Source organism: Reichenbachiella versicolor (assembly GCF_003171675.1).
GTDB lineage: Bacteria > Bacteroidota > Bacteroidia > Cytophagales > Cyclobacteriaceae > Reichenbachiella > Reichenbachiella versicolor.
Genome location: NZ_QFZQ01000002.1, coordinates 121,043 through 144,952, shown reverse-complemented (window position 1 = coordinate 144,952; position 23,910 = coordinate 121,043). Strand labels below are relative to the sequence as shown.

General features: G+C 34.9%; 23 protein-coding genes. 8 read left to right on the top strand and 15 right to left on the bottom strand.

The window, feature by feature from the left end:
* Nucleotides 1–44 precede the first annotated feature (44 nt).
* Both DKG80_RS05545 and DKG80_RS05540 read right to left on the bottom strand, forming a co-directional pair.
* Nucleotides 45–338 carry a winged helix-turn-helix domain-containing protein gene (locus DKG80_RS05545; protein WP_109830327.1) on the bottom strand — a complete coding sequence of 98 codons (294 nt, stop codon included), beginning with the start codon at nucleotides 336–338 and terminating at the stop codon, nucleotides 45–47.
* Nucleotides 335–952: a hypothetical protein gene (locus DKG80_RS05540; protein WP_109830326.1), complete on the bottom strand. Its 618-nt coding sequence runs from the start codon at nucleotides 950–952 to the stop codon at nucleotides 335–337. Before DKG80_RS05540 ends, DKG80_RS05545 begins: the two co-directional genes overlap by 4 nt.
* Nucleotides 953–1,080: 128 nt before the next feature.
* On the opposite strand from DKG80_RS05540, the gene DKG80_RS05535 reads away from it, so the two are divergent.
* From DKG80_RS05535 to DKG80_RS05525, 3 genes are read left to right on the top strand one after another with little or no spacing between them, the layout of a single operon-like run.
* Nucleotides 1,081–1,692, top strand: coding sequence for an SPOR domain-containing protein (locus DKG80_RS05535; protein ID WP_109830325.1), 612 nt, complete (start codon nucleotides 1,081–1,083; stop codon nucleotides 1,690–1,692).
* Nucleotides 1,693–1,695: 3 nt separating this feature from the next.
* Nucleotides 1,696–1,956: a DUF1456 family protein gene (locus tag DKG80_RS05530; RefSeq protein ID WP_109830324.1), complete on the top strand. Its 261-nt coding sequence runs from the start codon at nucleotides 1,696–1,698 to the stop codon at nucleotides 1,954–1,956.
* A gap of 22 nt (nucleotides 1,957–1,978) precedes the next feature.
* Nucleotides 1,979–3,070 (top strand): twitch domain-containing radical SAM protein, encoded by a 1,092-nt coding sequence (locus DKG80_RS05525; RefSeq protein ID WP_109830323.1) that lies wholly within the window; start codon nucleotides 1,979–1,981, stop codon nucleotides 3,068–3,070.
* A 5-nt stretch (nucleotides 3,071–3,075) separates the two neighbouring features.
* Here the strand turns inward: DKG80_RS05525 and DKG80_RS05520 are convergent, their stop codons facing one another.
* The 9 genes from DKG80_RS05520 to DKG80_RS05480 form a co-directional block, all read right to left on the bottom strand.
* Complete coding sequence (locus tag DKG80_RS05520) at nucleotides 3,076–3,747, bottom strand: DUF1826 domain-containing protein (protein WP_109830322.1); 672 nt, start codon at nucleotides 3,745–3,747, stop codon at nucleotides 3,076–3,078.
* Nucleotides 3,748–3,816: 69 nt separating this feature from the next.
* Entirely contained in the window at nucleotides 3,817–5,505 is a 1,689-nt protein-coding gene (locus DKG80_RS05515; RefSeq protein ID WP_109830321.1) for a PhoX family protein, read from the bottom strand.
* 36 nt (nucleotides 5,506–5,541) lie between these two features.
* Nucleotides 5,542–6,453 (bottom strand): GTP-binding protein, encoded by a 912-nt coding sequence (locus DKG80_RS05510; RefSeq protein ID WP_109830320.1) that lies wholly within the window; start codon nucleotides 6,451–6,453, stop codon nucleotides 5,542–5,544.
* Between the two features lie 242 nt (nucleotides 6,454–6,695).
* On the bottom strand, nucleotides 6,696–7,409 hold the full coding sequence (locus DKG80_RS05505; RefSeq protein WP_109830319.1) for a hypothetical protein: 714 nt from the start codon (nucleotides 7,407–7,409) through the stop codon (nucleotides 6,696–6,698).
* A 111-nt stretch (nucleotides 7,410–7,520) separates the two neighbouring features.
* Nucleotides 7,521–7,949, bottom strand: a complete 429-nt coding sequence (locus DKG80_RS05500; RefSeq protein ID WP_109830318.1) for a DUF3299 domain-containing protein — start codon at nucleotides 7,947–7,949, stop codon at nucleotides 7,521–7,523.
* Nucleotides 7,942–9,129: an ABC transporter permease gene (locus tag DKG80_RS05495; protein WP_109830317.1), complete on the bottom strand. Its 1,188-nt coding sequence runs from the start codon at nucleotides 9,127–9,129 to the stop codon at nucleotides 7,942–7,944. Before DKG80_RS05495 ends, DKG80_RS05500 begins: the two co-directional genes overlap by 8 nt.
* Complete coding sequence (locus DKG80_RS05490; RefSeq protein WP_109830316.1) at nucleotides 9,126–9,752, bottom strand: ABC transporter ATP-binding protein; 627 nt, start codon at nucleotides 9,750–9,752, stop codon at nucleotides 9,126–9,128. The genes DKG80_RS05495 and DKG80_RS05490 overlap by 4 nt, the downstream gene beginning before the upstream one ends.
* A gap of 40 nt (nucleotides 9,753–9,792) precedes the next feature.
* Nucleotides 9,793–10,464, bottom strand: a complete 672-nt coding sequence (folE, locus tag DKG80_RS05485) for a GTP cyclohydrolase I FolE (RefSeq protein ID WP_109830839.1) — start codon at nucleotides 10,462–10,464, stop codon at nucleotides 9,793–9,795.
* 4 nt (nucleotides 10,465–10,468) lie between these two features.
* Nucleotides 10,469–10,867, bottom strand: coding sequence for a MerC domain-containing protein (locus DKG80_RS05480; protein WP_109830315.1), 399 nt, complete (start codon nucleotides 10,865–10,867; stop codon nucleotides 10,469–10,471).
* Between the two features lie 82 nt (nucleotides 10,868–10,949).
* Between DKG80_RS05480 and DKG80_RS05475 the strand changes: the two genes are divergently transcribed.
* Nucleotides 10,950–11,327: a Fur family transcriptional regulator gene (locus DKG80_RS05475; protein ID WP_109830314.1), complete on the top strand. Its 378-nt coding sequence runs from the start codon at nucleotides 10,950–10,952 to the stop codon at nucleotides 11,325–11,327.
* Between the two features lie 37 nt (nucleotides 11,328–11,364).
* Here DKG80_RS05475 and DKG80_RS05470 read toward each other — a convergent pair whose 3' ends face one another.
* The 4 genes from DKG80_RS05470 to greB all read right to left on the bottom strand — a co-directional run bounded on the left by DKG80_RS05470 (nucleotide 11,365) and on the right by greB (nucleotide 16,575).
* Entirely contained in the window at nucleotides 11,365–13,179 is a 1,815-nt protein-coding gene (locus DKG80_RS05470; RefSeq protein ID WP_109830313.1) for an NACHT domain-containing protein, read from the bottom strand.
* Between the two features lie 231 nt (nucleotides 13,180–13,410).
* On the bottom strand, nucleotides 13,411–15,294 hold the full coding sequence (locus tag DKG80_RS05465; protein WP_109830312.1) for a monovalent cation:proton antiporter-2 (CPA2) family protein: 1,884 nt from the start codon (nucleotides 15,292–15,294) through the stop codon (nucleotides 13,411–13,413).
* Nucleotides 15,294–15,899, bottom strand: a complete 606-nt coding sequence (gene kefF / locus DKG80_RS05460) for a glutathione-regulated potassium-efflux system oxidoreductase KefF (protein ID WP_109830311.1) — start codon at nucleotides 15,897–15,899, stop codon at nucleotides 15,294–15,296. The genes DKG80_RS05465 and kefF overlap by 1 nt, the downstream gene beginning before the upstream one ends.
* Nucleotides 15,900–16,083: 184 nt before the next feature.
* Nucleotides 16,084–16,575, bottom strand: a complete 492-nt coding sequence (gene greB / locus DKG80_RS05455; RefSeq protein WP_109830310.1) for a transcription elongation factor GreB — start codon at nucleotides 16,573–16,575, stop codon at nucleotides 16,084–16,086.
* A gap of 483 nt (nucleotides 16,576–17,058) precedes the next feature.
* On the opposite strand from greB, the gene DKG80_RS05450 reads away from it, so the two are divergent.
* From DKG80_RS05450 to DKG80_RS05435, 4 genes are all read left to right on the top strand, one after another.
* Entirely contained in the window at nucleotides 17,059–18,639 is a 1,581-nt protein-coding gene (locus DKG80_RS05450) for a sensor histidine kinase (protein ID WP_109830309.1), read from the top strand.
* 502 nt (nucleotides 18,640–19,141) lie between these two features.
* Nucleotides 19,142–20,983: a hybrid sensor histidine kinase/response regulator transcription factor gene (locus tag DKG80_RS05445; RefSeq protein ID WP_109830308.1), complete on the top strand. Its 1,842-nt coding sequence runs from the start codon at nucleotides 19,142–19,144 to the stop codon at nucleotides 20,981–20,983.
* Nucleotides 20,984–21,101: 118 nt separating this feature from the next.
* On the top strand, nucleotides 21,102–23,135 hold the full coding sequence (locus DKG80_RS05440; protein ID WP_109830307.1) for an OmpA family protein: 2,034 nt from the start codon (nucleotides 21,102–21,104) through the stop codon (nucleotides 23,133–23,135).
* Nucleotides 23,136–23,678, top strand: coding sequence for a HEAT repeat domain-containing protein (locus DKG80_RS05435; protein ID WP_109830306.1), 543 nt, complete (start codon nucleotides 23,136–23,138; stop codon nucleotides 23,676–23,678).
* Nucleotides 23,679–23,910: the final 232 nt, after the last annotated feature.

The following is a 23,910-nucleotide window of genomic DNA, read 5'->3' as shown; positions in this document are numbered from 1 at the left end:
GATTAAAAGTACTTTGAGATTCAAAGTGGATGAGTAAAATTTTTTTAGTTCTTTAAAAGTTGTTCTATAGCCTTGATATGCTTGGTGAAAGCATCTCTTCCAGCTTGAGTTACCGAATATTGTGTATGTGGTTTGTTGTTCAAAAATTCCTTTTTAATTGATAAATACTGTTGTTTATCCAGTGCCTTGATATGAGATGCAAGATTGCCATCTGTGACACCAAGGAGTTCCTTTAGACTATTAAAATTCAAGGCATCATTAACCATGAGGGCAGACATAATTCCAAGCCTGACCTTATTTTCAAATGCTTTGTTTAAATCCTCGAGGATATTCTTCACGCTTCATACTTTTTATACATCACTATACCATATACGATGTGTAAAACCCCAAATCCTAAGGCCCATAGTATCAATCCATATCCTATGAACTGACATCCAACTATACCTAATAGAATCTGCATCATACCTAAGCTCCTTATCTCTGAAAGTGTGTATTTACTTGCATTGATTAAACCCAGTCCATAAAATATCAGTGTGAAAGGAGCTATTATTCCTATTAACCCTTTTCCTATTAATATAAGACAGACAATCCCACCAGTAGCCAATGGGATCAAAAGGTTGATGATCAATCTTTTGGATTGACTATTCCAGATGTTTTGGTTGGTCTTTTTACTCTTTTGATGCGTGAAATAGATTCCACCCACGATAGAAGTGATAAGCACACCGACTGCTATAGAAAACAAGATGGTAAGATTGTAAAAAGAAAGGTTAGCATGGCGATAGTTGAGATAATCTTGCCCAGAATATACAGTGGAATAGGCAAGGTAGGCTCCGACAAGTGCAGATATTCCAGCTATCACGCCAGACATACCACTGAGGGATATAAACCTTGAAGAACGATCCATGATCGTCTTAATGTCTTGTAGGTCGTCTAAGTATTTTTGCTTCTCCATAAAAAGTACTTTGAGATTCAAAGTAGAAGAATTTATTTGATATTTAAAAATAGGAGAGTGTGAAAACTTGTTAAAACCTCATTAAGTATGGTATTTTCGCTATTCCATAGACAATAGATTACAAGAAAATGAATAAAGGAGCGATCATAGCAGTCATCATATTAGTTGTTTTGTCAGGCCTAGTCGCCTCATGGTATTTTTTTAGCCACGTACCAGCTCAAGAGGCAAAAGAGAAATTTCGTCAAGAGCAGATAGCGAAACGAAATGCTGCAAAGAAGAAAAAAGAACGTCTTAAGCGTCAAGCTGAGCAAAAACGAAACGAGTATAAGTTGATTATATCTAGTGCTGACGAGGCATTTGCACTTGAAAACTGGGAAGAATCACTTAAGCTCTATGGAGAAGCTCTAACGCTCTTTCCTAATGAACAATATCCTCAAGACCAATTGGGTATAGTAGAAGAGAAGCTAGAAGAACCAGAAATAGGTACAATAGAGAATATTACCTCCGCTACAGGACAATTTTATGTAATCGTTTCTAGCAGTCTGGATGGTGACTTGGCGATGGATTATGCCAATGAGTTGTCGGATCAAGGTTCTGGGTCTAAAATCATCGAGCCATACGGAAGCAACAAGTTTTATAGAATCGCTATTGCGGATTATAGTTCTCTAGAGGAAGCCGTAGCAGCTGCCCCTTCGTTCAATACTGTAGATGGTGAAGAGGCTTGGGTTTTGAAATATTAAAGTATGCTTACCAATAATGATATTCTAAAAAAGCTTCGAGTAGCACATAAACTACGAGATGAAAACATTGTAGATATCCTGAAGTTGGTAGACTTTGAGATAACTAAAGGATCACTGGGAGATATGTTTAGGGATGAAAACCACCCGAAATATGTAGAGGCTGGTGATCAAATCCTTCGTAATTTTCTAGATGGCTTGATCATTCACCTTCGTGGACCAAGACCTAAAAAGAGTATTTTAAGTAAATACAAGCCTAAGGAGTAGACTAATCTTTCTGATACATTCTATGAGCACAAATACTTCTAAAATAGAAGGAAATGATGCCTTTTGCTTGATGCCTTGGTTGCATCTACATGTCAGCACCAGAGGACTTTGTCAAGCTTGCTGTATAGCACCTATTACTTTTGGAGATATCAATAAGCAAACAATAGGTGAAATCTGGAATGGGGTAAAGATCAACGAGTTTAGATCCAATTTACTTTCTGGCAAGAAGGATAAGCGATGTCGAGGATGTTATGATCTTGAGGATAGTGGAGTGAAGAGTATTCGACAAGAAACACTAGAAAAGTATGGGTATAAGATCAATGATATAATACAAGACGATATTGTTTCCAAACCTGTCTACTTAGATATTCGGTTCTCGAACGTATGCAACTTTCGATGTGTCACTTGCTGGCACGGTGCCAGCTCTAAATGGTTTGAAGAAGCGAAAGCCACTGGAACCAATGTTGCTAAAACTGCTATTATAAAGGCTATCAATAAGGAAGACGAGTTCTTTCAACAACTAGAAAGTATAGTTTCTGGAGTGGAGGAGTTCTATTTCGCAGGAGGAGAGCCACTGGTGATGGATCAGCACTACAGGGTGTTGGAACTTCTTTTGAAGAAAGAAAAAAAGGGTGTTCACCTGAGGTATAATACTAACCTGTCTCTACTAGACTTTAAAGGCAAATCGGTGATAGAATATTGGAAGCAATTCCATAAAGTAACGGTAAGCGCTAGTATAGATGCAGCAGGAGAACTAGGGGAGAAGATAAGACGAGACTCTGACTGGAGCACAATCAAGCAAAACCTTAAGGTGATAAAGTCAGAATGTCCACATGTTCAGTTGGAAATAGCCCCGACTATTAGTGCTTTGAATGTTGCAGCGATTACAAGTCTGCATAAGCAGCTAGTTGAGGAAGGGTTAATTGATATTGATTCCATTTACATTAATATGCTTTCTAGACCTGATCAGTTTCACATCAAAAATGTTGAAAATAAGACACATGTGATTGATCAACTCAGACAGCATTTAGGTTGGCTAAAGACTTCTGAAGCTAGTACCGAGACTATTAAAAAGATTAACGAGATTTTAGTATGTATTCAATCTTACCAATGATCGTTCTAATCTAGTCTGAAAACGAGCCTCTTCATATTGTTTGATTCTATTGAAGGAGACCTGTATACGATTCCCTTTGTAGCTGGTGTGTGTTGAGATTTGTCTCCTTTTAAGATCCCTACTTCGAATGTTTCCATTTTCTGAATTTCACTAGAGTCTTTAATAATCAACTCATTAGATTTTCCTAAACCTTCACGATTTACGGCTTTCTCAGGAAGCCATTCTATTCCAGAACCATAATAAGTGCAAAATAGTTTGTAGTCGAATTGGTCTATATGAAATTGAGTGCAAGTCTCATCATCAACTATTCCTAAATGTAAATTACAACCTGGCTTTTCAGTTAGTTTTAGAAAATCTGTAGTCAGAAACAGAATATCATTCCAAAAGTCATTGCCTGAAGTATTCGAAGTACTGATAATGGAATTCCATTGATTAGAAGCAGTGATTAAAATATCTTCAATAGATGCTGTTTCTACCTTGACGTTTATTTCAGATACATTATTAATTACTGCTTCATAGATATATGAGCTTATCGATTGATCATAGTCTCTTGTCCAGCAAAATAAATTAACATCTGATTGCTTTATTATCTGATGATTTTCCCAAGACTTACTTGATACTTGAACAGGCCCTCCCAAGATGGAATCAAGGGAGGGAATAATGTTTTTAGAGCTCATATATGCTGAATTCCTTTTATATCAGGTTTTATTCCAATTCCTGAATCAGGAACCTTCGCTTATCTAGATTCAAATTTGATTCAAGAAGTTCATTTTTTCTATCAAGTCTCCTTTAATTGCAACCACAGCTGGCTTTGGAATGTTATCCTCATCAAATGGCCATTTGCTTGTTGGGTTTTGCAAATCTCTAGTAAGTTCTCCAGGGTGCTGTACACTTAAAAATAATGTTTTTCCATCAGGAGAAAACCAAGGACCTGTAAGCTCAGCGTCTCTAGGTGCAGAAGCTACTCTGATTACTTTACCTGCATCTTCTCCATACCTTGGTATTACGAAAAGACTATTGTTTTTGAATGGAGCATATGGTTTGTCTTCTCTATTCATAGAGTCTCCGGAAATATCTGAAGTCATCCATAGATTACCAGATAAATCAAATGCTAAATTATCAGGGCAGGAGAATCCACTTTCTTCACCACCTGCCAAGTACGTAGATGCTTTAAAAGTAAGTGAATCAAAAGCTCCATCAGTCTCTTCTATTTTTAAAATAGACCCATGATAGTCGCCTTTTGGTTTGTTATTTGTTAATGAGATTAAAATATGTCCAGTTATAGGATCAATTTCAATGTCTTCAGGTCGATTGAGTTCAGTAGCTCCAAGTAGTTTGGCAGCTTCTCTCACTCTCACTAGCACCTCTGTTTGGTTCTTGAATTTTGACTTTAATATTGGTTGACTTTCCCAGTCCAATGAAAGCCATTTTCCATTAATCGTATCAGCTACATAGAGCGTGCCTTCTTTCAGAGAGCCTGCCTTTGAAGAAACAAATTTATATAGGTGCTCATCATTAGTGTCATCTCCACTGTACGCAACTACTCTTTTATCTTCTAGCTCAAAGAGCGTACAGCATTCATGAGCAAATCGACCTAATGCTACATGCTTTTGTGCCTTACCAGTCTTTGGCTCTATTTCGACTACCCATCCGTAGTGCTCTGGAGGATAGTTATAGAATTGTTCCCAACCATATCTACTTTCTTTATGGCTTTTCACATTGCTTTCGTCATACTCGGATTCACCAAAGCAATCCGCGTAGTTTTCTTCACAAGTCAAAAAAGTATTCCAAGGAGTGATTCCTCCAGAACAATTACTATTAGTACCTATGACTTCAGTCTTACCTTCAATAGGTTCGTCCCAGTTGAGAGAGATAGGTGTATGACCAGTCACTCTTCTATTGTAGGCGTCGTTTGGTATTACTTTCCACGTACCATTCTCTTCTTTTATTCTGATGATACTTCCACCTACATTGTATAATTCTTTTGTGATTTGATCTTTGCTTCGATGCTCTCGTGGGTTTTCAAACTCATACTTGTTGAAACCAGATACAAACAAAGGGTTGGTATATTCATGGTTAACCCATAAAAGACCTTCTTTAGGATTATTTTCATCTAATGGGATATAGCAGATAAAATCATTATTGAACCCAAAAGTATCAGTGTCACTAATTTTGTCACCCCATTTGATCAAAGTCTGGTAATTCAAACCCTCAGCTAGTAGAAGGTCGTCCTTATCTGAAGGAATTAACCCTTTAAGAGGTGTTTTTTTCAGCTTGTCTAGGTATTCTTCAGCTAGTTCATTTGAAATAGTAGGATTAGACTTAGTGCCACAATTGGTTAGAAAGGTAGGAAACGCAATTACTCCAATACCTGCCTTTCCCAAGAAGGTTAAAAATTTTCTACGGTTATATTCTTTCGTTAATTCTTTTGACATCGTGCTTAGATACAGTTATTTACTTTTTAGCTTTTGTTATCTTGATTGAGCGTGTGCTATACTTTCGTTTACAATATTCTCAAGAGAAGATGAATTACTGCCAGGACCTACAGTCAATAGTTTAGCTCCAGTAATAGGAATACCATTGAAGGGTCTGATATTGACAGTTCCATCAGGAGTTCTTTCGAAGTAAGTAAACTGTTCTTCATTATTGACTTCAGTACAGCCTTTTACTCTTAAAATACTATTTGGGATGTTTTTACAGATCTCTTGGATACACTCAAGATCAGGAAGGGTTGGTAAGTCAATCGAACAAGAAGACCAATGAGCCTTTAAATGTTCAAGTTTTTGTGCTTGGTTGGATGAGGGTACTAGTGATGGCAGCAATGCTACATCAATCTTATCAAAGTCTAATATTTGGGCATTAGGATTTAGTTTTAGTAATTCTTCAGTTACTTCAGATATTCTTTCTGTAGAGGTATTATCAGTATGAGTAAGAACGATTAATGAGGATACTTGAATTTGATTGGCTTCTAGCTCATTATGCTCACCTCTTGTTTGCCAGTTTTTTACATCAACGACAGATACTTGAATAGGAGGAAGGAAACGTTCATCTATTCCTACTCCTAAAAAACCCATCAAAGAACAAGCATCAGATGTTCCATTTGCTTCAATGAGCGTTATACCATTCTCTCTTTCAGGGATATTATTTACAAAGTCTCTGAGTTCACTTATTCCACTACAACATATGCAGCTACCGCTAAGTCCACGAACCCATTTTTGATCTAGTTTTTCGGTAAATTGTTGTATGTCTAGACTCGCATTTTCGTAATCATTGAGAATGATAAATGGGTTCCAGCCAGTATTCAGGCAGCTTTCCAATAATCGCTTTAAAAGTGTTGTTTTGCCAGCCCCTAAAAATCCAACAACAGTAATAATCGCTTCCATCGTAAATCAATCGCTTCTTGTGAACTAGCATATCTAAATGAACTAGTTCACTTTCCGCCTCAAATTTTGATATTCTTTATTAGATGGTCGCAAAGTACCTATTAACGTACTGTTAAATTATATCAATAAGTCTTTTGGTCATATTAATTGGCTACCTGTATACTTTGGAATTTTAAACGTAGAGTTTCATTGCTATGACAGAGGTCTCTGAAGCTACTTGTTATATATTAGTTAGATTCTTCTTAAAGACTTTTTAAATCGACTACTTGAAAATTTCGAGCATCGAAATAGTCATCTAACCCATAGTCTGTATTGATAACAACTCCACCCAAAAGAGCTACTTTATCGACACTAAATTCGTTTTTACATGCTTTTACATATTCATGCACTTTCTGATCGATTATCTTGTAAGCAGTATCAGTAATCGCTTTTTGAGGGTTTTCACTATCTACAAATTCATTTCTATAAGGAAGTAAACTTTCTTCTAGTTTCATTTGTTGATAATCATTTTCACTGATGGTCGGTTTGTAATTTTCATCTTGAAGCCTACTTAAGGCAAGCATTAATGCACCACAGGAGTTTCCAGTTTCTTCTTGACGAGGTCTATACATTTTCCCTAATTCTCCATCATGAGTTACACCAATATGAGGGCCATAGAAAATGAAAGCTGTTCCTTCATCCGGAATGTGATGAGCAAAAGCAGTCATACCTGTAATACCTGCAAAGGGTAATCCGCCTAAGCCTCCAAGAATAAATGGGCCAAATAATACATTGAAAAAAGTGGTGGAAGGAACATTAATATCGTCAGAACATACCGATGTAGCCATCAAAACTCGAGATACATTAATGTTATGATCATTCTGCATTAATCCTAAATAATGGATGGATGTGTCTTTCGCGTCCATGGCATTAGGATAATGTTCTTGGACTATTTTGTCAAACTTTCTTTGTAACATAGTCGGAATTGTAATCGAGGTTTAAATGTCAACTTGTCTTGTAAATATATATTAGTATAGGTTTTTGAAATTTTGATCTTATAACGTTTTACTCATTAATGATGATTATCATTAAAATACCTCGGCTTCATCTATTAAATAATTACAAGTGTAGACATCATCTTTGTTCAGTTTTAAGATTCCTTTTACTGTAACAATTTGATCCATTTTGAATTTTGGGTGGCCAGGTTTGAATCTTATTTGTGCAATAGTTTCAGGTCCACCTGATCCACAAAAGAAACATGAGGCATACGGGTTTTTAGATAGTACATAAAACCCTTCCTCTGGTTCCAGTGGAAGCATATATCCTCTTAAGAATATCTCTTTATTTCTCATAGCCTTGACACGAGGGCCAAAATGAGGATAGTAATAATAACCTTGTTCTTCTTCACTCCATTTATCGGTGAATGAAACATCAGCAAGTGTCTCCCAAGTAATTTTGATTTGAGCAAATGCTGGAGAAACCAACAACATCAATATGATAAGACTTAATCTAAGCATTGGAGAGCGTTTTTGATATATTGAGATTGAAAGCATTTAGCGCTGGTATTAATGCAGCTATTAATCCTATCCCTAATGTAGACACCATAAGAACGTATTCCTGTGCTGTCCATTGCATGGTGCTAAATGAATAATGAAAGCTTGAATCAAGTAACAGCGAAATAAAATTCAAACTAACTGATGAGATTAATATACCCAATAAAAATCCTACAATTGTTAATACGAGCCCTTCAAAGAGCATCATTAATAACAATTGCCAGCGAGAGGCTCCATAAGTTCGCATGATGGCTAGTTCGTATTTTCTTTCTTTAAGAGTACTAATGAGACTAAAAAATATACTTACTCCTGATACTGTAATTATTACAGCAGCTATATACTTCAATACTGTAATACTAACTCCCATGAGCTTGTAAAGGCGATCCATTTCGTAGGCAGGAACTGCTGCTTGCATATTGGTTTTTTCATTGATCATTCTAGGGACTTGTATCAATGCGGCAGGGTTCTTGAATCCAATGAGCATAGCAGTAATTTCTTTTTCTTCATCTCCCTCATGATGTTCCTCTTCATCATGATGTGTTTCCCAGACGCTTTCCGTAGGTGTAAGAATGAGTTGATCAAGAACGGAGTTTGATGGATTTAGTACACCTACTACCTTATAAGAGTCATTTTCATGTACTTCAATACTATTCATTAGACCATGAGAACCACTAAAAGTGTCACCAATTTTAAGATTTAGAACTTCGGCGACTCTTGATCCTAACGTAACTTCAAATGTTTTATTCCAAAGTGTTCCTTCAGCTAGTGTTGCATGGTACAGCTCAGTGTATTCATGAGTAGTACCGACTATTCTGTATCCAGCATAATTATCTCCATAGGATAATGGAATACCAAAATCTACCATTCTGTTTTTTAAGATTCTATTAGCCTCTTTTTGAGAGATGTTTCCTGTAGGGTCATCTATGTGATATACTGCTGATAGGATTAATTGCAAGGGACTTCCTTTGGCTCCAATAACAAGATCTATACCTCTTATATTCTTGGTCATCTCATCTTCAAGATATCTGTTGAGTTGAAGAAGTAGGGAAATAATACCTACACCCAGAGCTAGAAGTAAAAGACTCAAAACCGTACTCATCGGTCGTGAGATTACATTTTTTACGCTCAGCCAGAATATTTTCATAGCTCTATGATCTTTTGAAACTCATTCTTTAGTCTTTGATCATGAGTAATGACCACTAAGTTAGCCTTAGATAATGAGGCTTCTTCTCTTAACAGTTCAATTACAGTGTTGCAGTTTTTATCATCAAGACTAGATGTGGGTTCGTCCGCCAAAATAACTTTTGGACTATTTAATACAGCCATGGCTATCGATGCTCGCTGTTGCTGCCCTTGACTAAGTTCGTTCGGACGTTTTTTGACTTTATTTTCTAAGCCTAGCCTCGTCAGAATGTCGTTGATACGATGATTATCTTTCTTTACCTTTCCAAGGTATTGCACCATAGCCATGTTCTCACCAATGGACAATGACTGTATAAAATGGGACGACTGGAATATCATTCCAATGTTTTGTCCTCGAAAATTATCTCTTCGACTACTGGGTAAAGTACTGAGATTAACTCCATCCAGCTCTACTTTTCCAGACTTTGGTATAAGCAAACCTCCGAGCAAGTGCAAGAGTGTAGTTTTTCCTATTCCCGATTCACCAAGAATAGTCAGATGCTCCTCATTATTTATTGTGAAATCTGGAAATCGGAATTGAGTTTCTGGACTATATGCAAAACTCAGAGAGGTGCATTTAAGCATAATCAGCGATCTAATTTAAACCTATCTCTATTTTAGAAAATTAGTCTACCTTATTATTTAGACAGTTGAAAAATTCGTTTCTAACCTCTTCTTTTTCAAATTCTCCTGAGTATTCCATTGTAGTGGTGAAACTAGACTTGTCCTTTATTCCTCTTGAGGAAACACATAAATGTTTGGCTGACACAACCACCATTACGCTTTCAGTTCCCAGAGCCTCTTGAAGGTCTTTCATAATCTGCAAACAAAGTCTCTCTTGTACTTGGGGTCTGTGAGCATAATAATTAACTAATCTATTGATCTTTGACAAACCAACTACGCGATCCTTAGGTATATATGCTACGTGAGCATTTCCAGTGATAGGTAAAAAATGATGCTCACATGCTGAGTCAATAGTGATATTCTGTTCAACTAACATCTTGCCATACCCATATTTGTTTTCGAAGGTCGATAACTTCGGTTTGTTTTTTGGGTCTAGACCATAAAATAGCTCTTTTACATACATTTTTGCTACTCTATAGGGAGTTCCAGATAAACTGTCATCATTCATATCTAAGCCCAATTCTTCCATGATTAGACCAAAATACTTTTGAATATTGGTGATTTTTTCATCATTAGACTTATCGAAGGCATCGTCACGCATAGGTGTTTCTACATTAGTAGATGCATGATTATCACCTATGATTTCTATCTCTTCAAGTACTTTATCTTCCATAAAATTATGAGTTTGAACAACAGTTATCTCCAACGCATTTACAATATCTCTGGTTGTAAATATGAAGACTAATCAAAGCTATAGCAGGTATATAAACTGCTAGTTCAGGTAAGTGTACAACTTCGAATATTTCATTAAGGATAGCCGCGGTGAGTATACCCCAACTTACATAGAGTGCATTTCCTATCCATGCTTTTGTAGTCGTTCTACTTGTTTGTAGTATAGCGAAGAATGAAATGCCTAAAAACACTAAGTCTATTACCTTCCACCATGTAGGTGACTCTGTGCTATATGAAGCACTGGCAATAAATAATAAAGGAGTAGCCAGACAATGTGCAATACAAAGTGTACTTGCAGTCGCACCCAGTGTATCTGGTTGTGTAATTTTTTGTAATCGTATCATCAAAGAATTTTAATATCGCAACACGGTTGCAAAAATAATCAGCTAGCTTGTAAACGCAACATAGGTGCGATAAACTTGCGGTATGGGTGTTATCCGAAAGACAAAATCAGTTAATTCTCTTTTAAAACTCTTTGAGAATAGTACGGTAGCAATTTCTATTCAAGAACTGCTCGATAAGCTAGGTGATGAAATGAATAGAACAACTGTGTATAGAATACTTGATCGATTAGAAGACGATGGGGAGCTTCATTCTTTCATAGGAAAAAATGGAGCTAAATGGTATTCGAAATACAAATGCTGTTCTAATACGGGTTGTACGCAAGTTCATCCTCACTTTCAGTGCACTCAGTGTGGAAAAACAGAGTGTATTGATATAAATATGGAAATTCCTCAAATACAAGATTATAAAATTGAAACCATGTCAATTTTATTGACTGGAAGTTGCAAAGACTGTTTGTGACCTTTTTTCAAAGAAGGAATCACTTTATTTATCCAATTTAAAACTTTTGTCTCTCGATTTGAATGGCGATGTTTTTTGGTAAGTAGCCTTCTACAGGATATTTAACTTCATCAAATTGCTCTACATCCTTCTTTAGCTTAATGTAGTAAGCGTCAGTGTTTCTATTACTAACATCATAGTTTTCTAGTGCTAATAAAAAACTCTTTTGAACGTTAGGGGTTAAAAAGAGCTTGTTAAGTGTGTTTTTAAATGAAATTGTCTTTTTTTCATTCGCATGAAATAATAGATAGATCACTACATACCCTAAATCCATTGAAACCGAAAACCTTGGTGATTCATTGATCAATCTTTCGAGATAGGTGAACAGAGATAAGTTGAAAAGTTCCTTGCGCCTTTTCTTACCATGAAATTTAGAACGTCCAAAACTGGGATTAAGTAATAGATTAGCCATCCAACTTTCTGATGATGAAGTTATACATGTTGCAATGGCGTAAGCTTCAGGAACTTGTAAAAACTGTTCAATACTTTTCGCATCAATAGGTTTATTTACTAAATATTCAGCAAATAAATATTTTTGAATTGTAAGATGAGAGAATTCATAATGGCTATCTGATCCTTTTACGATCAAGCCAGTATGAATTTCTATTTCTTGTAATATGATTTCAATACCTGTTTTTGGTAAGTCATACTTTGAGTAGAGATGTTGATATACAGCGTTAATATTCTCTAATGAGAAAGTGATTTTTTGTTCTGGATATGAGAAATAAAAAGCTATTTCTTTTAAAAAATCAAGTTTTTGATCTGCATCAAATGAAGCTATAAGTTCACTGTTTTGGTGCCATTTTTTGACTAGTAGGGTTGAGGTTCTATTATATATTTCGAAGTAGTAATTTGGAAGCTCATGATAATGTTCAAAATGATATACCAATAAATTAAATATAAGAGGCTTATAGGCTATATCTACGTATGTTTTTTGGGTTAATAATTTGAAAAAAAGATCACTATTATCATTCAAAGAGTTTTTGGACAGAGTAGCAGCAGAGACTGAATCTAATGGCGATATTTGGTATGTCTTAAACCCCTTATTTTTAGTCTTATCATAATTTCCTTTAGAGGTAAGGATTATTTTAGAAGTTGTTAAACTAGAGGCAATTTGTTCGATATTTCTTTTGATGTCGGCTTGTACGTTCAATGGGGTTTGATCTAGCCCATCTAAAAATAGAATAGTATTCCCAGCATTTAGAATATTCGTAACAAACTCATCAATTTTTTGCTCACCAACATATTCTAATCTCGTAAGTTTTGTTTTTTGAACTCGTTGACCGAGACTGTCATTAATAAAATAGACGCTTTCGAATGTTTTGAGGTGAGTCTTGATATTTAATATTTTAAGTATTTCGTGTGATATACTTTCAGACTTTAATTCTCTTAACCTGATTAAAATAGCGGTCTTATATCTACTGTTTTTTAAGTCAGACGTCTTTTGATGAAGGTATAATCTTTTGAGAGTCGTAGTTTTTCCACTACCAGCACCTCCTATGATCAATTGATTCTCTGCTAATTCAAGTATCTTATCTTCGACAACTCGTTTTTTGGTTTGGTTTGAACCAGTTTGGTAGATTAATTCATTAGAAAGAGATTTAGTAGCTTGCTGTTTTTGTACTATAGTAAAAGTCTTAGCCCACTGATAAATAGAGTCGTTATGGCTCTTCATGTGTAACGCATACTGCGAAATAAGAGAATTGATGTGTGGAAAGTCTTTTATGGGAAACGCTATTTGAATGTCATTGTATATCCAATCTGTAGGCATAGTTTCAATCCCAGTTTCAGTAGCGGCAAAAGAGTCAGACATAGTGAGGTGTGTAATGAAAGAGAACTTTAAAGATATAAGAACCTTGTCTTCAATTCAATAGATGTAGAATGATGTTTATCTGTCTCTGGGATAATTTAGAGATTAAACATTTGATTAAGAGGTGTTTATCAGATGTGTTCTTAGTTAAGATTAATTGATTTAAAAGATGAACTAGAGACTAATATATTACAGAGTAATAATCAGTCTCTAGCTTATCTTGAATGCTTAAATTCAACTTTCTCCAGTATAAGAATCTTTTCTCATCAATTCACTGTTCCAGTGATGGTTGGTGTCTATCAAACCTCGCTTAAGGTCTTCCTCAAGCAACTTTTCTGATTGAGCTATTTCTTCTTTAACTCTGAAAATATATTCTTCAGTGTTTCTTGGTTGAGATGCTAGTCTTCTCAGGCTCTTTTCATCGTACTTTATAAAGTTCTGAGCTTGTCGTACTATTCCATATTTCCTAAACCCTAAATGCGATAAAACATCTCCAGCTAGTTTTACAGAAGTCTCTAGCGACTCTCGATAGACATGTTCAACTCCCATATTCAACAATTCATAGGCATCATATCGGCTTTTGGCTCTTACCATCAATTTCAATTTTGGATACTTTTCTTGAACCATAGTTACCAGAGTATTGGTAGTGTCAGGATCATCAATAGCACAAATTAAAAGTTCAGCATCAGCTATACCAGCAGACTCTAATAGATCCATTCTGGTAGCGTCACCATAGTACACTTCAAATCCCATCTTACGAAGTAGGTCAACTTGATTAGAATTGTGATCCAATACAGTGGCCTCTATTCCGTAGGATCTCAGAAAACGGCCAACAGTACTTCCAAAATGTCCGAAACCAACAAGTATTATTTTTTGAGCTTTGGCTATATGGTCCATTGGTCTTGATGCTATTTCCTTTGTGCCTACATGTGGTAAAACAACGCGTTCATTGATGACTCCTAAAATAGGAGCTAAAGTCATTGTTAGTGCTGTTACTACCAGCATCATGTCAAGCTGGTTTCGATCCAAAATACTAAGTTGAAAAGCAAATGAAAGTAATACGAAGGCAAATTCACCGATTTGAGCTAAACCTACACTAAGCAATAACTTCTGGTCTTGTTTTAACTTAAATAGGTGGCCTACAGCATAAATTACTATTGCTTTCATAATGATGATACCTGTCACCAATCCCGCAATCATACCCGGGTTTTCATTGATCACTATGAAATTAATAGAGGCTCCTACAGCCATGAAAAATAGCCCTAATAATAGACCCTTGAATGGTTCAAGATTACTTTCAAGTTCATGTTTGAATTCACTAGTTGCGAGTACTACGCCTCCTAGAAAGGCTCCAAGAGCCGGACTTAATCCAACTATCTCCATAGATAGCGCCAGTAAGAATACAATTAGTAAAGCAGAGGCTGATAGCAGTTCTCTCAGTTTAGTAATAGCTACCAATCTTAGCATAGGGACGATCAGGTATTTACCCATTAATACGACTAATACGACGGAAAGAATAATTGCTCCACCTTGTACGGCTAAAGGCAAGCCTTCTAAAATATTGATACCATGATCATCACTTGCATGTATTACTTTTTCAGGGTCGCTCAATAGAGGTATAATCGCAAGCATCGGGATTACAATGATATCTTGAAAAAGAAGAATTGAAAATGAAGCTGCACCATAGGACGTGTCCATTAATCCTTTTTCTTTCAAGGTTTGTAACACTATTGCTGTAGAAGAAAGAACCACTGCCATGGAAATGACTAAGGATACTTTCCAGTCGAATCCTAGTAGAATGAATATGATGTCAGCCATTACTAAGGTAATAATTACCTGAGCTCCTCCCATAACTACTATGCTCTTTCGCATTTTCCAAAAACTTGACGGTTCTATTTCCAACCCTATTAGGAACAGCATAATAACTACTCCAAATTCTGCAAAATGCAAGATGTCTTCGCCCTCTTCACCTACAAAACCTAGGACATAAGGACCTATGATGATACCTGCGAATAAATATCCAAGAACCGAACTCAAACCGAATTTTTTAGCAATAGGAACGCATATAATAGCTCCAGCTAAAAATATAATGGCGTTAAAAAGTATGTCTCCACTCATTATAATTCGATATCTTTTAATTCTGGTAAATCATTTAAATATTCGCATTGTTCAAGATCATTGTCAGAAAGTTGTTCTTGAAGTAACAGGTCAATGGCTACGTTATACTGCTGTGTAGCTTCTATTAATTCTTCATCTGTAATTAAATTGGTTCCCATCACAGAAAAAGGAGGTAAATAGTCCATTCCGCATAAAGTTGCGGTTTGCTCAAATGGTTTTAGAAATGTGTTAATAGTGTAATTGTTAGATCCTTCGGTACAATAAACTTCTCGACTTCCTCCAGTAGTAATGGCATTCATAATTTTTTTACCCTTAAGCACATTTCCATTTGGACCATACGCCCAATTGTATTCCAGTACCATATCAATCCATTGTTTCATCAGTGGGGGACAACTATACCAATACAAGGGATGGTGCCAAATGACAATTGGATGCTTCAAAAGTAGTTCCTGTTCATACTTGACATCAATATTGAAGTCAGCATATTTTTCATATAAGTCATGAACAATTACCCCCTTTTTTTTACTTATGCTTTCAATTAGAGCTTGGTTTACCCGAGAGTGTTCATAGGTTGGATGAGCAAATAGAACGAGTATTTTGGACATGCTACAGTATGATTTAAAGTATCAAAATTCTTCTTACCGAAGTTAATCAAATAAGGTTGTGTTAAAATGTGGTCTTAAGTTCCGCTCCAATATTCGCATGACATAAGATAATAAGGTCTTAACCTTGCTTTATTATTGAAATATTGAAACAAAGATTCTAAAAGCACAACTATAAAATTAATATTCAGTCCTTTTCATATTCAATACTTTTAATCTTCCATATGAATCTAGTAGCAGTGGTCTCCACAACTACTTCATCACCAACTTCTTTTTCCATCAAAGCCTTGGCCATAGGAGAGTCCATAGAGATATAATCCTTATTTCCAATCAGTTCTTCGTATCCAACAATGCGTAGTTTTTTCTTGAAACCTTTATCTTCATTTTCTATGTCTACCCAAGCTCCAAAATGTACTTTGCCATCCATGTGTGGGTGATAGTCTATCACTTTGAAATCATCAATACATTTTCTTAAATACAGAAGACGCTTGTCAATTTCTCTTAAACGTTTCTTATTATAGTGATAATCTGCGTTTTCAGATCGGTCACCTAGGCTTGCAGCCCAAGAGACTTTATTAGTAACATCAGGTCTTTCTATACGCCATAAGTGGTCTAGCTCTTCTTTGAGACGTTCCATTCCTGTAGGCGTGATTAATTGAGATCGTATTAATTTATTCATAATCTTCAATATTAATAAAGCAATTGGAAATTTGTGATAAGCTATTGTAAAGTATACTAGGGGAAATAGGGAGGATATGTACTATTTATTGAGTCTATGGCTAAATATCAATGTCCAGAGAATAATTTTTGTTGATTCTTGATTAGTACAATCATGACTATTCGACTAAAAAATTAAATTATATCAATTTATCTAATGAGTAGATCGATAATTATAATATCGGTTTGATGAACTACTTTTAAAATCAGCACGTTTTAAATTTTAGTTTCAAGAAAGTCCATACCTGTGCTGAACTTAAAATCTAATTTTGTTAAAGGAAATAGTGTAAAAGACTCAAAACACAATAAATCAGAAAGTTCATAATTAACTATGTAATCATTTAGTGATTAGATGAAGTTAATTGGTGTGTCTGATTTTAAGTAGTTTAAGTAATGAACATTAATCTTTATGACAATTTTGATTAAATAACTATAAAACTAAAGAATGTTCTACAGGCTTAAGATTAATCAACGTCTCCTAATTCTTGTTTCCACAATTCAATTAGTTGTAATAGCTATTGTTATTTTGCTTTATAATAATTCTAAAAACCTTATTCATAGTACAGATTGGATAATTCATACACATCAAGCTTTAAGTGAGATATCAAGTATTGAGAAAGAAATTGTAGATCTCGAAACGGGGCAACGAGGCTTTGTAATTACTGGTAATGAAAGATATCTGGAACCTTTCAACAAGAGCATTGCTATTATCTATCAAGATTTAGAGGATTTCAAACAGTTAACTTCTGATAATGCCAAACAGACACGACGTATCGTAGAAGTGAAAAATCTATTGGCTCAAAGAATAGCCGAACTGGACAAAACAATAGCATTAAGAAAGAGTGATGGTTTTGAAGCTTCTCAGAAAGTAATTAATACTGATTTAGGCAAATCCCTAATGGAGCAAATTAGACTTCAAATGGATAGTCTGAAATTGGAGGAAATAAGGTTACTTGAAATTAGAAGTATAGCACCTGATAAAGCTATATATCATACCAATCTTAATTTAGGTATTGTGTTGGCATTAAATATTCTGATCATCATTACGCTTTCTCTTGCCTTCTGGAGATCAATTCATCACCCTATGGAAAAGTTAATGAAATGTATCCGTGAGATTGCGAAAGGAAATATGAACTGTCGAATAAATCATGGTGCTAAAGATGAGTTGGGACAACTAGCTCGCTCTTTTAACAAAATGTTAGATGAATTACAGAAAACTACTACATCCAATGAGCAACTATTGGTTGAAATAGATGCTAGAAAAGAAGTAGAGAGAATGTTGGAGGATATGAACAACACTTTGGAGGAAGTCAATGGTAGATTAGTGAGTAATGAAAGAGTTCTGAAAGAATCGAATAAGGAGCTTGAACAGTTTGCTTATGTTGTTTCTCATGATCTACAAGAGCCTCTTAAAACTATACAAATGTTGATTTCTTTATCTTCTCAAGAGGCTGATTCTGCTAATAATGATTCTTTAAAAGAATACTTAAATCATATACAGGAAGGTGCGGACAGGATGAGTAATAAGGTTAAAGATTTGTTAGAATATGGGAGAATAGGAAAAAAAAGAGAGTTGCAAGAGGTTGATATCTCACTATTAATTAAAAACATAACGAAAGATTTAGATAAATCAATAAAAGAAACTAATGCTCAAGTGACCGTTGAAAATTTACCTACTTTAAAAGCCTATAAGCTAGAAATAGGTCTGCTATTCCAAAACTTGATAAGTAATGCATTAAAGTTCAGAAATGTAGGTGATGCACCTCGAATTCATATTTCTTGCGAAAAGACTATCAGTCTGTGGAAATTCTGTGTTTCTGATAATGGAATTGGTATTGAAAAAGAGCACTTTGATAAAATATTTCAATTGTTTGAAAGACTGCATAACCGAAGTGAGTATGAAGGTACTGGTATAGGTTTAGCAAACTGTATGAAAATTATTAAAATTCATGGAGGAGATATTTGGTTAGATTCAGAAATAGGAAAGGGGAGTTCTTTTTATTTTACTCTGCCGATCAAGTTATAAGTTGAACTATATTGGTATGTTCGTAAACATCAATAGATCTGTTAATTGAACGCATCTAAATTAGTAACATCGAATTTCAATAAATAAGTAGAAAACTCCTAAAATACTGAAGTACCGGATTGTCTTAATTTACGGACAAAGTATATTAATTATGCGTGGTTTTGATAGCCTTTAGGTGCTTATATTTCTAATATTATCTAAGAACTACTCTTGAGGTAATTCTCTTCAATTTACCGTTGTAATTTATTAATTGTTTAAACCACTAAGTCATCTTTAGACTAAACTTATAATAGAAGCTTTTCTTACTATGCTTTAGGATGGTAATATTCTTATATCTGTTTTAAGAAATCCAATAGGCTGTAGGTCAAAGTCTTAAATATTGGCAATTACCATTACGCAATGTTAAAGTTGATAACATATTGCTGCTAACTCTTCTAAATCTGTCCTTTTCATTTATTAAATTAGCACAGAGCCCCTCGTTAGTTCTGTTGAATTTGATTAAATGAAAAAGATTGTCTTAGCCTTAAAGGCCATCGTGCTTTCATCTTGGAATCTATTTTTAGTAGTTAGTCTATTACTTTTAGCATCTCAGATACTTACAGCTCAGCCAGTAGTGTCGAGTGATGATCAACAGATGGTTATTAACACTCAATTCTGGTTTATTCTTTTTCTTATTTTGGTAATTATTGGGCTTTGTGGAATGATATTTCGACGTTCAGTAGTTAATAGAGAACAGGCTGATAAACTAAAAGCTATTAATAATGCCAAGTCGAGGTTTTTAGCCAATATTTCTCATGATCTAAGGAGTCCAATGACTTTAATCACTGGCTCTTTACACTATTTACTATCAAATGATGAAGTATTTCTCAATTCTAAGGCTGAACGACAATTGAAAATTGCACAAATAAATACAGAGAGAATTCTTCACATGACTAATGAGATCAATGAGTTGGCTAAATTGGAAGATGGAAAGCTAGTGCTGAATAAAAAGTATATTAATGTGGAAGAACTCTTGAGTTTATTCACTGATATGTTCACTGATGTAGCGAAAAATAAAGGGGTTGTGTTGACCTATACCAATGAATCTTTTGATCCACCTATTATTCATGCAGATCCATATTTGATAGAAAAAGTACTTTTTAACCTTCTTACTAATGCACTGAAACATACAGTTAATGGAGATAAGATAGAATTGATACTGACTCAGGTGGATTATCAGTTGATGATTTCAATAACAGATACAGGTGAAGGGATATCACCAGATAAAATTCCCTATATATTCGAAAGATATTATCAGTCCCCAGACCGGTCTTATTTAGCTAGAGAAGGATTTGGAATTGGCTTAGCTGTGGTAAAAGAAATAATAGAACAGCATGGAGGAAATGTAGAGGCTTACAGTAAACTAGGACAAGGATCGACTTTCGTGTCTTTTTTAAGAATAGCCTACAACGTAGAAGAGAAACATATATATCATATCGAACAGCTCAGCTATAGTTCTGAAAAGAGCAATCTATATCTAGATGTAGATGATAAGCCCGTTGCAGATGATATAGTAGTCAATCTAGATAAAATAGAAGTTGCCAATAATGAAGAGAGAAGAACTGTACTCATAGTAGAGGATCATCCAGAGGTTCGAGATCATATCAAAGATATAGTAGGACTAAGACATGATGTATTACTAGCTGGTAATGGAATACAGGCTTTGAAAATATTGAGAAAAGAAAGAGTTGATTTATTGATTACTGATCTTATGATGCCTTGGTTGGATGGCTTTGAACTATTAGAAAACCTAAAAGAAGATGAAAAGCTAAAGAGAATTCCAGCACTGGTATTGTCAGCAAGAACCTCTGATGAAGATAAGGAAAAAGTACTTCTGAGAGGAGTGAACGATTTTTTATGTAAACCATTCAATCCTAATGAATTACTAACTAGAATAGATAATCTTCTTGAGAAGAAGGATTTATGGAATAATGGCAACCCAGATGCATTATTTATTAACAATCAAGAGACATTAGATGATATTGAAAAATCACTATTGAAGAAAGTAGAGCAAGTGATTTTAAAAAATATTGACGATCAGCATCTGTCCGTAACTTTTTTGGCTGACCGAATTTCTGTCAGTGAAAGAAAGTACTATAGAATGATCAAAAAATTAACCAACACTACACCATTTGAACACATTAAAGAGATCCGACTTCAACTGGCCTTGAAGCTTATAAAGGAAAAAAACATGCAAAACCCTTCAGAGGTAGCTAAGTGTGTTGGGATCAATAATGTGACCCATTTCAATTCAAGTTTTCAGAAACGATTTGGAAAAAAACCAACAGACTATATGATAGCATAGATGATTGGGTCGGATTGGTGTGAAACGGTTTAATAATTTGATTTTCATAGTATTCTATGAATTACAATAAAATGAGATACTTTCGTATTTGATTCACTTATATCCCGTATTATTAAAAATGAAAACCCTACTAACTACTATCCTGATTTTAATGTGCCTATTGGGCACGGAATTATCATTTGCAGAAAAAAAACAAGATTCAGCTTTATCAAATAAGTCCTTCAAAAAAGGAGTAAGACTTTTCAATAGCGGGAACTTCATTCAGGCAGAAAAGCAATTTCAAGTGCTATTAGATTCAGGGTATCGAGATTTGGACCTTATAGCTATTCAAGCTCAAGTACATCTTGAACTTCATGCTCCTCACGCAGCTAAGGATGTTATTTTATTGACTGATGAGAGAAATGAAGATTTAGACTTTCTGCTTGCTGTGTCACACTATTTTTTGGAAGAATTTGATGAAGCATACAAGGAGCTAATGCTTATAAAAGATACAGCTGCATATCATGTAGACGATATGAAAAGAAGAATCGACTACGCTAAACAACACTATAGAGACTACAAAGGATATGTAATTCAAAACTTTGGACCTGAGGTAAACACAAAGTATAGAGAGTATGCTGCAGTAATGTTTCATGGAACTGGAGAGTTACTCTATACCACACGAAACGACTCTAGTGAATATACTGCACATGATGGAATGGCATTTGAAACCATTCACGATACATCTATCGACAGTTTGAATGCATGGCATGTAGCTGATCCTTTTGAATTTCATACACGTCACGAAAAGAGACATGATGCCACGGTTCAAGTGTATGATGATGGAAAGAAGTTAATAACATTTCATAACGGTAGACTTTTCAAATCTCATTTAGAAAATGGGGCATGGGAAGAAGATGAACTAATTGATATTCATGGAGAAGACGGAGTTGATACACATTGTTTTATAGCTGATGATGAGTCTTTTATCATTTTTGCATCTGACTTCAGGTCTCATGGACGGGATCTAGATTTATTTGTATCTTATAAGCAGACTGACGGTACTTGGGGAAAGGCTATACCAATGGATGAGCTTAATACTGAATTTGATGAAGATGCTCCTTTTTTAGCAGAAGACAGTACTTTATATTTTAGTTCAAGAGGTCATCATAGTTTAGGAGGCTTTGATGTTTTTAAATCAACCTATGACAAGACGACTAAAAAGTGGTCTAAACCTGAAAATTTAGACTTTCCAATAAATACTGTTTCTGAGGATATATATTTCTCTATTCATGGTAAAGTAGCCTATATTTCTTCTACAAGGAAAGGAGGTTATGGTTCTCTAGATTTATACAGAGTCATGATGTTTAACGAATTTAAAATTGAAGGACTTGTACTAAATGATAAGACTAAGGAACCAATCCCTGATTGTCAGATAGAGATTGAGTATGATCAGTTCTATTTTAGGACTTATTCAGATGAAAACGGACACTATGAAATGTTCGTTCCTGTCAATGAAAACATGGTTATGACCTTCAATAAGGATGGTAAAAAGCTTCATCAAGAAAAATATTATGTAGATGTATTTTTCAGAGAAAAGGATGATCATGTGTACAACTTTCATGTACCACATGTAGTAGGAGCTCCTACTGCTAATGCCAATCTTGAAGATGGTGAAGAGCCAACATTAATTCATATGGAAATGCACAATGAGTTTGATCCTCAGTCTTTTGTAGTGTCTATTTCTCATGACAAAGTAGGTCACTGGTCAGATAGTTTGAAAAATTTCTATGAAGAAAAACACATAGCATACTTGGCTAGGACAGATAAGTCAGGGCAATCATCATTATTTTTTGATTTTAATAGTCATTCTTTAAGCGAGTCAGGAGAACATATGCTCAAGCAGCTATATTCAAGTATACTTGAAGGCGGTGAATATAGAGTAGCAATAAAAGGACATACTGACACAAGAGGAAGTCATACTTACAACAAGAAGCTTTCATTGAAAAGAGCACATGCGGTAGCAAAATATCTACACCGCTTAGGTGTGAAACATCATGATGTTGCAGTTGAAGGTATGGGAGAGACTGATCTAATGCATCACGATGATAGTGAAACAGCTCATGCTAAGAATAGAAGAGCTGAGATATTCTATGAAAGAAAACAACAATAAGTGTCTGAAATAAATCCAGAAAAATATCTTAAAATACTAGAGGGAGAATTGTCCGATTCTTCCTCTTTTGCTGTGGAGCAATTAGTGAAATCAGCGGATGAGAATGTAGTACAATCTTTGATAACTCTTCTTAGTCATACCAGTGAAAATACTCGATATTTAGCATCAAAAACGTTAAGTGGTATTAGCGATAATGCAGTTGCCCTACCAGCTTTGTTAAAAGCTATCCACTGGAAAGAGAATAAAAATATAGCGGGAGATCTTACAGGTATGCTTGAGGGATTTGATATCAGCAAGTCGTACGTTGATATATTCAAAATCTATTTATCTGGATCATATAAAAGCTCTATGCTAGCAAAAGAATTGTTAGACTTTGGGGAGTTTGACATCACGCCTAGAGTATTGAAAAAGCTTAAAAAGAACTGGGATCATTATTCACATAATGTCAAACAAGATGAATTGTATCAGCTAAAATCTATAGAGGTACAAGAGATTATCGATGACCTGACTAAATTTTTAAAGAATCAAAATTTGATTGAATAACCTTGATTTGAAAGAAGGTTACATTCTCTCATTTGATAGTTTTTTTGAAAATATTACGTGATTCGCTGTTCAAATGAATTGAACTTGTCTAGGGTTATAGCAACGTTTCAAGAGTGTAAGTTAGTTTATATAGTATTGGCCTAATTGTAAGATTGAAAATCTTAACTACTAGATAGTTATGTGTGTTTCAATTTGTATATAACGTCTTTGATTGATAAATTATGGTAAAAGA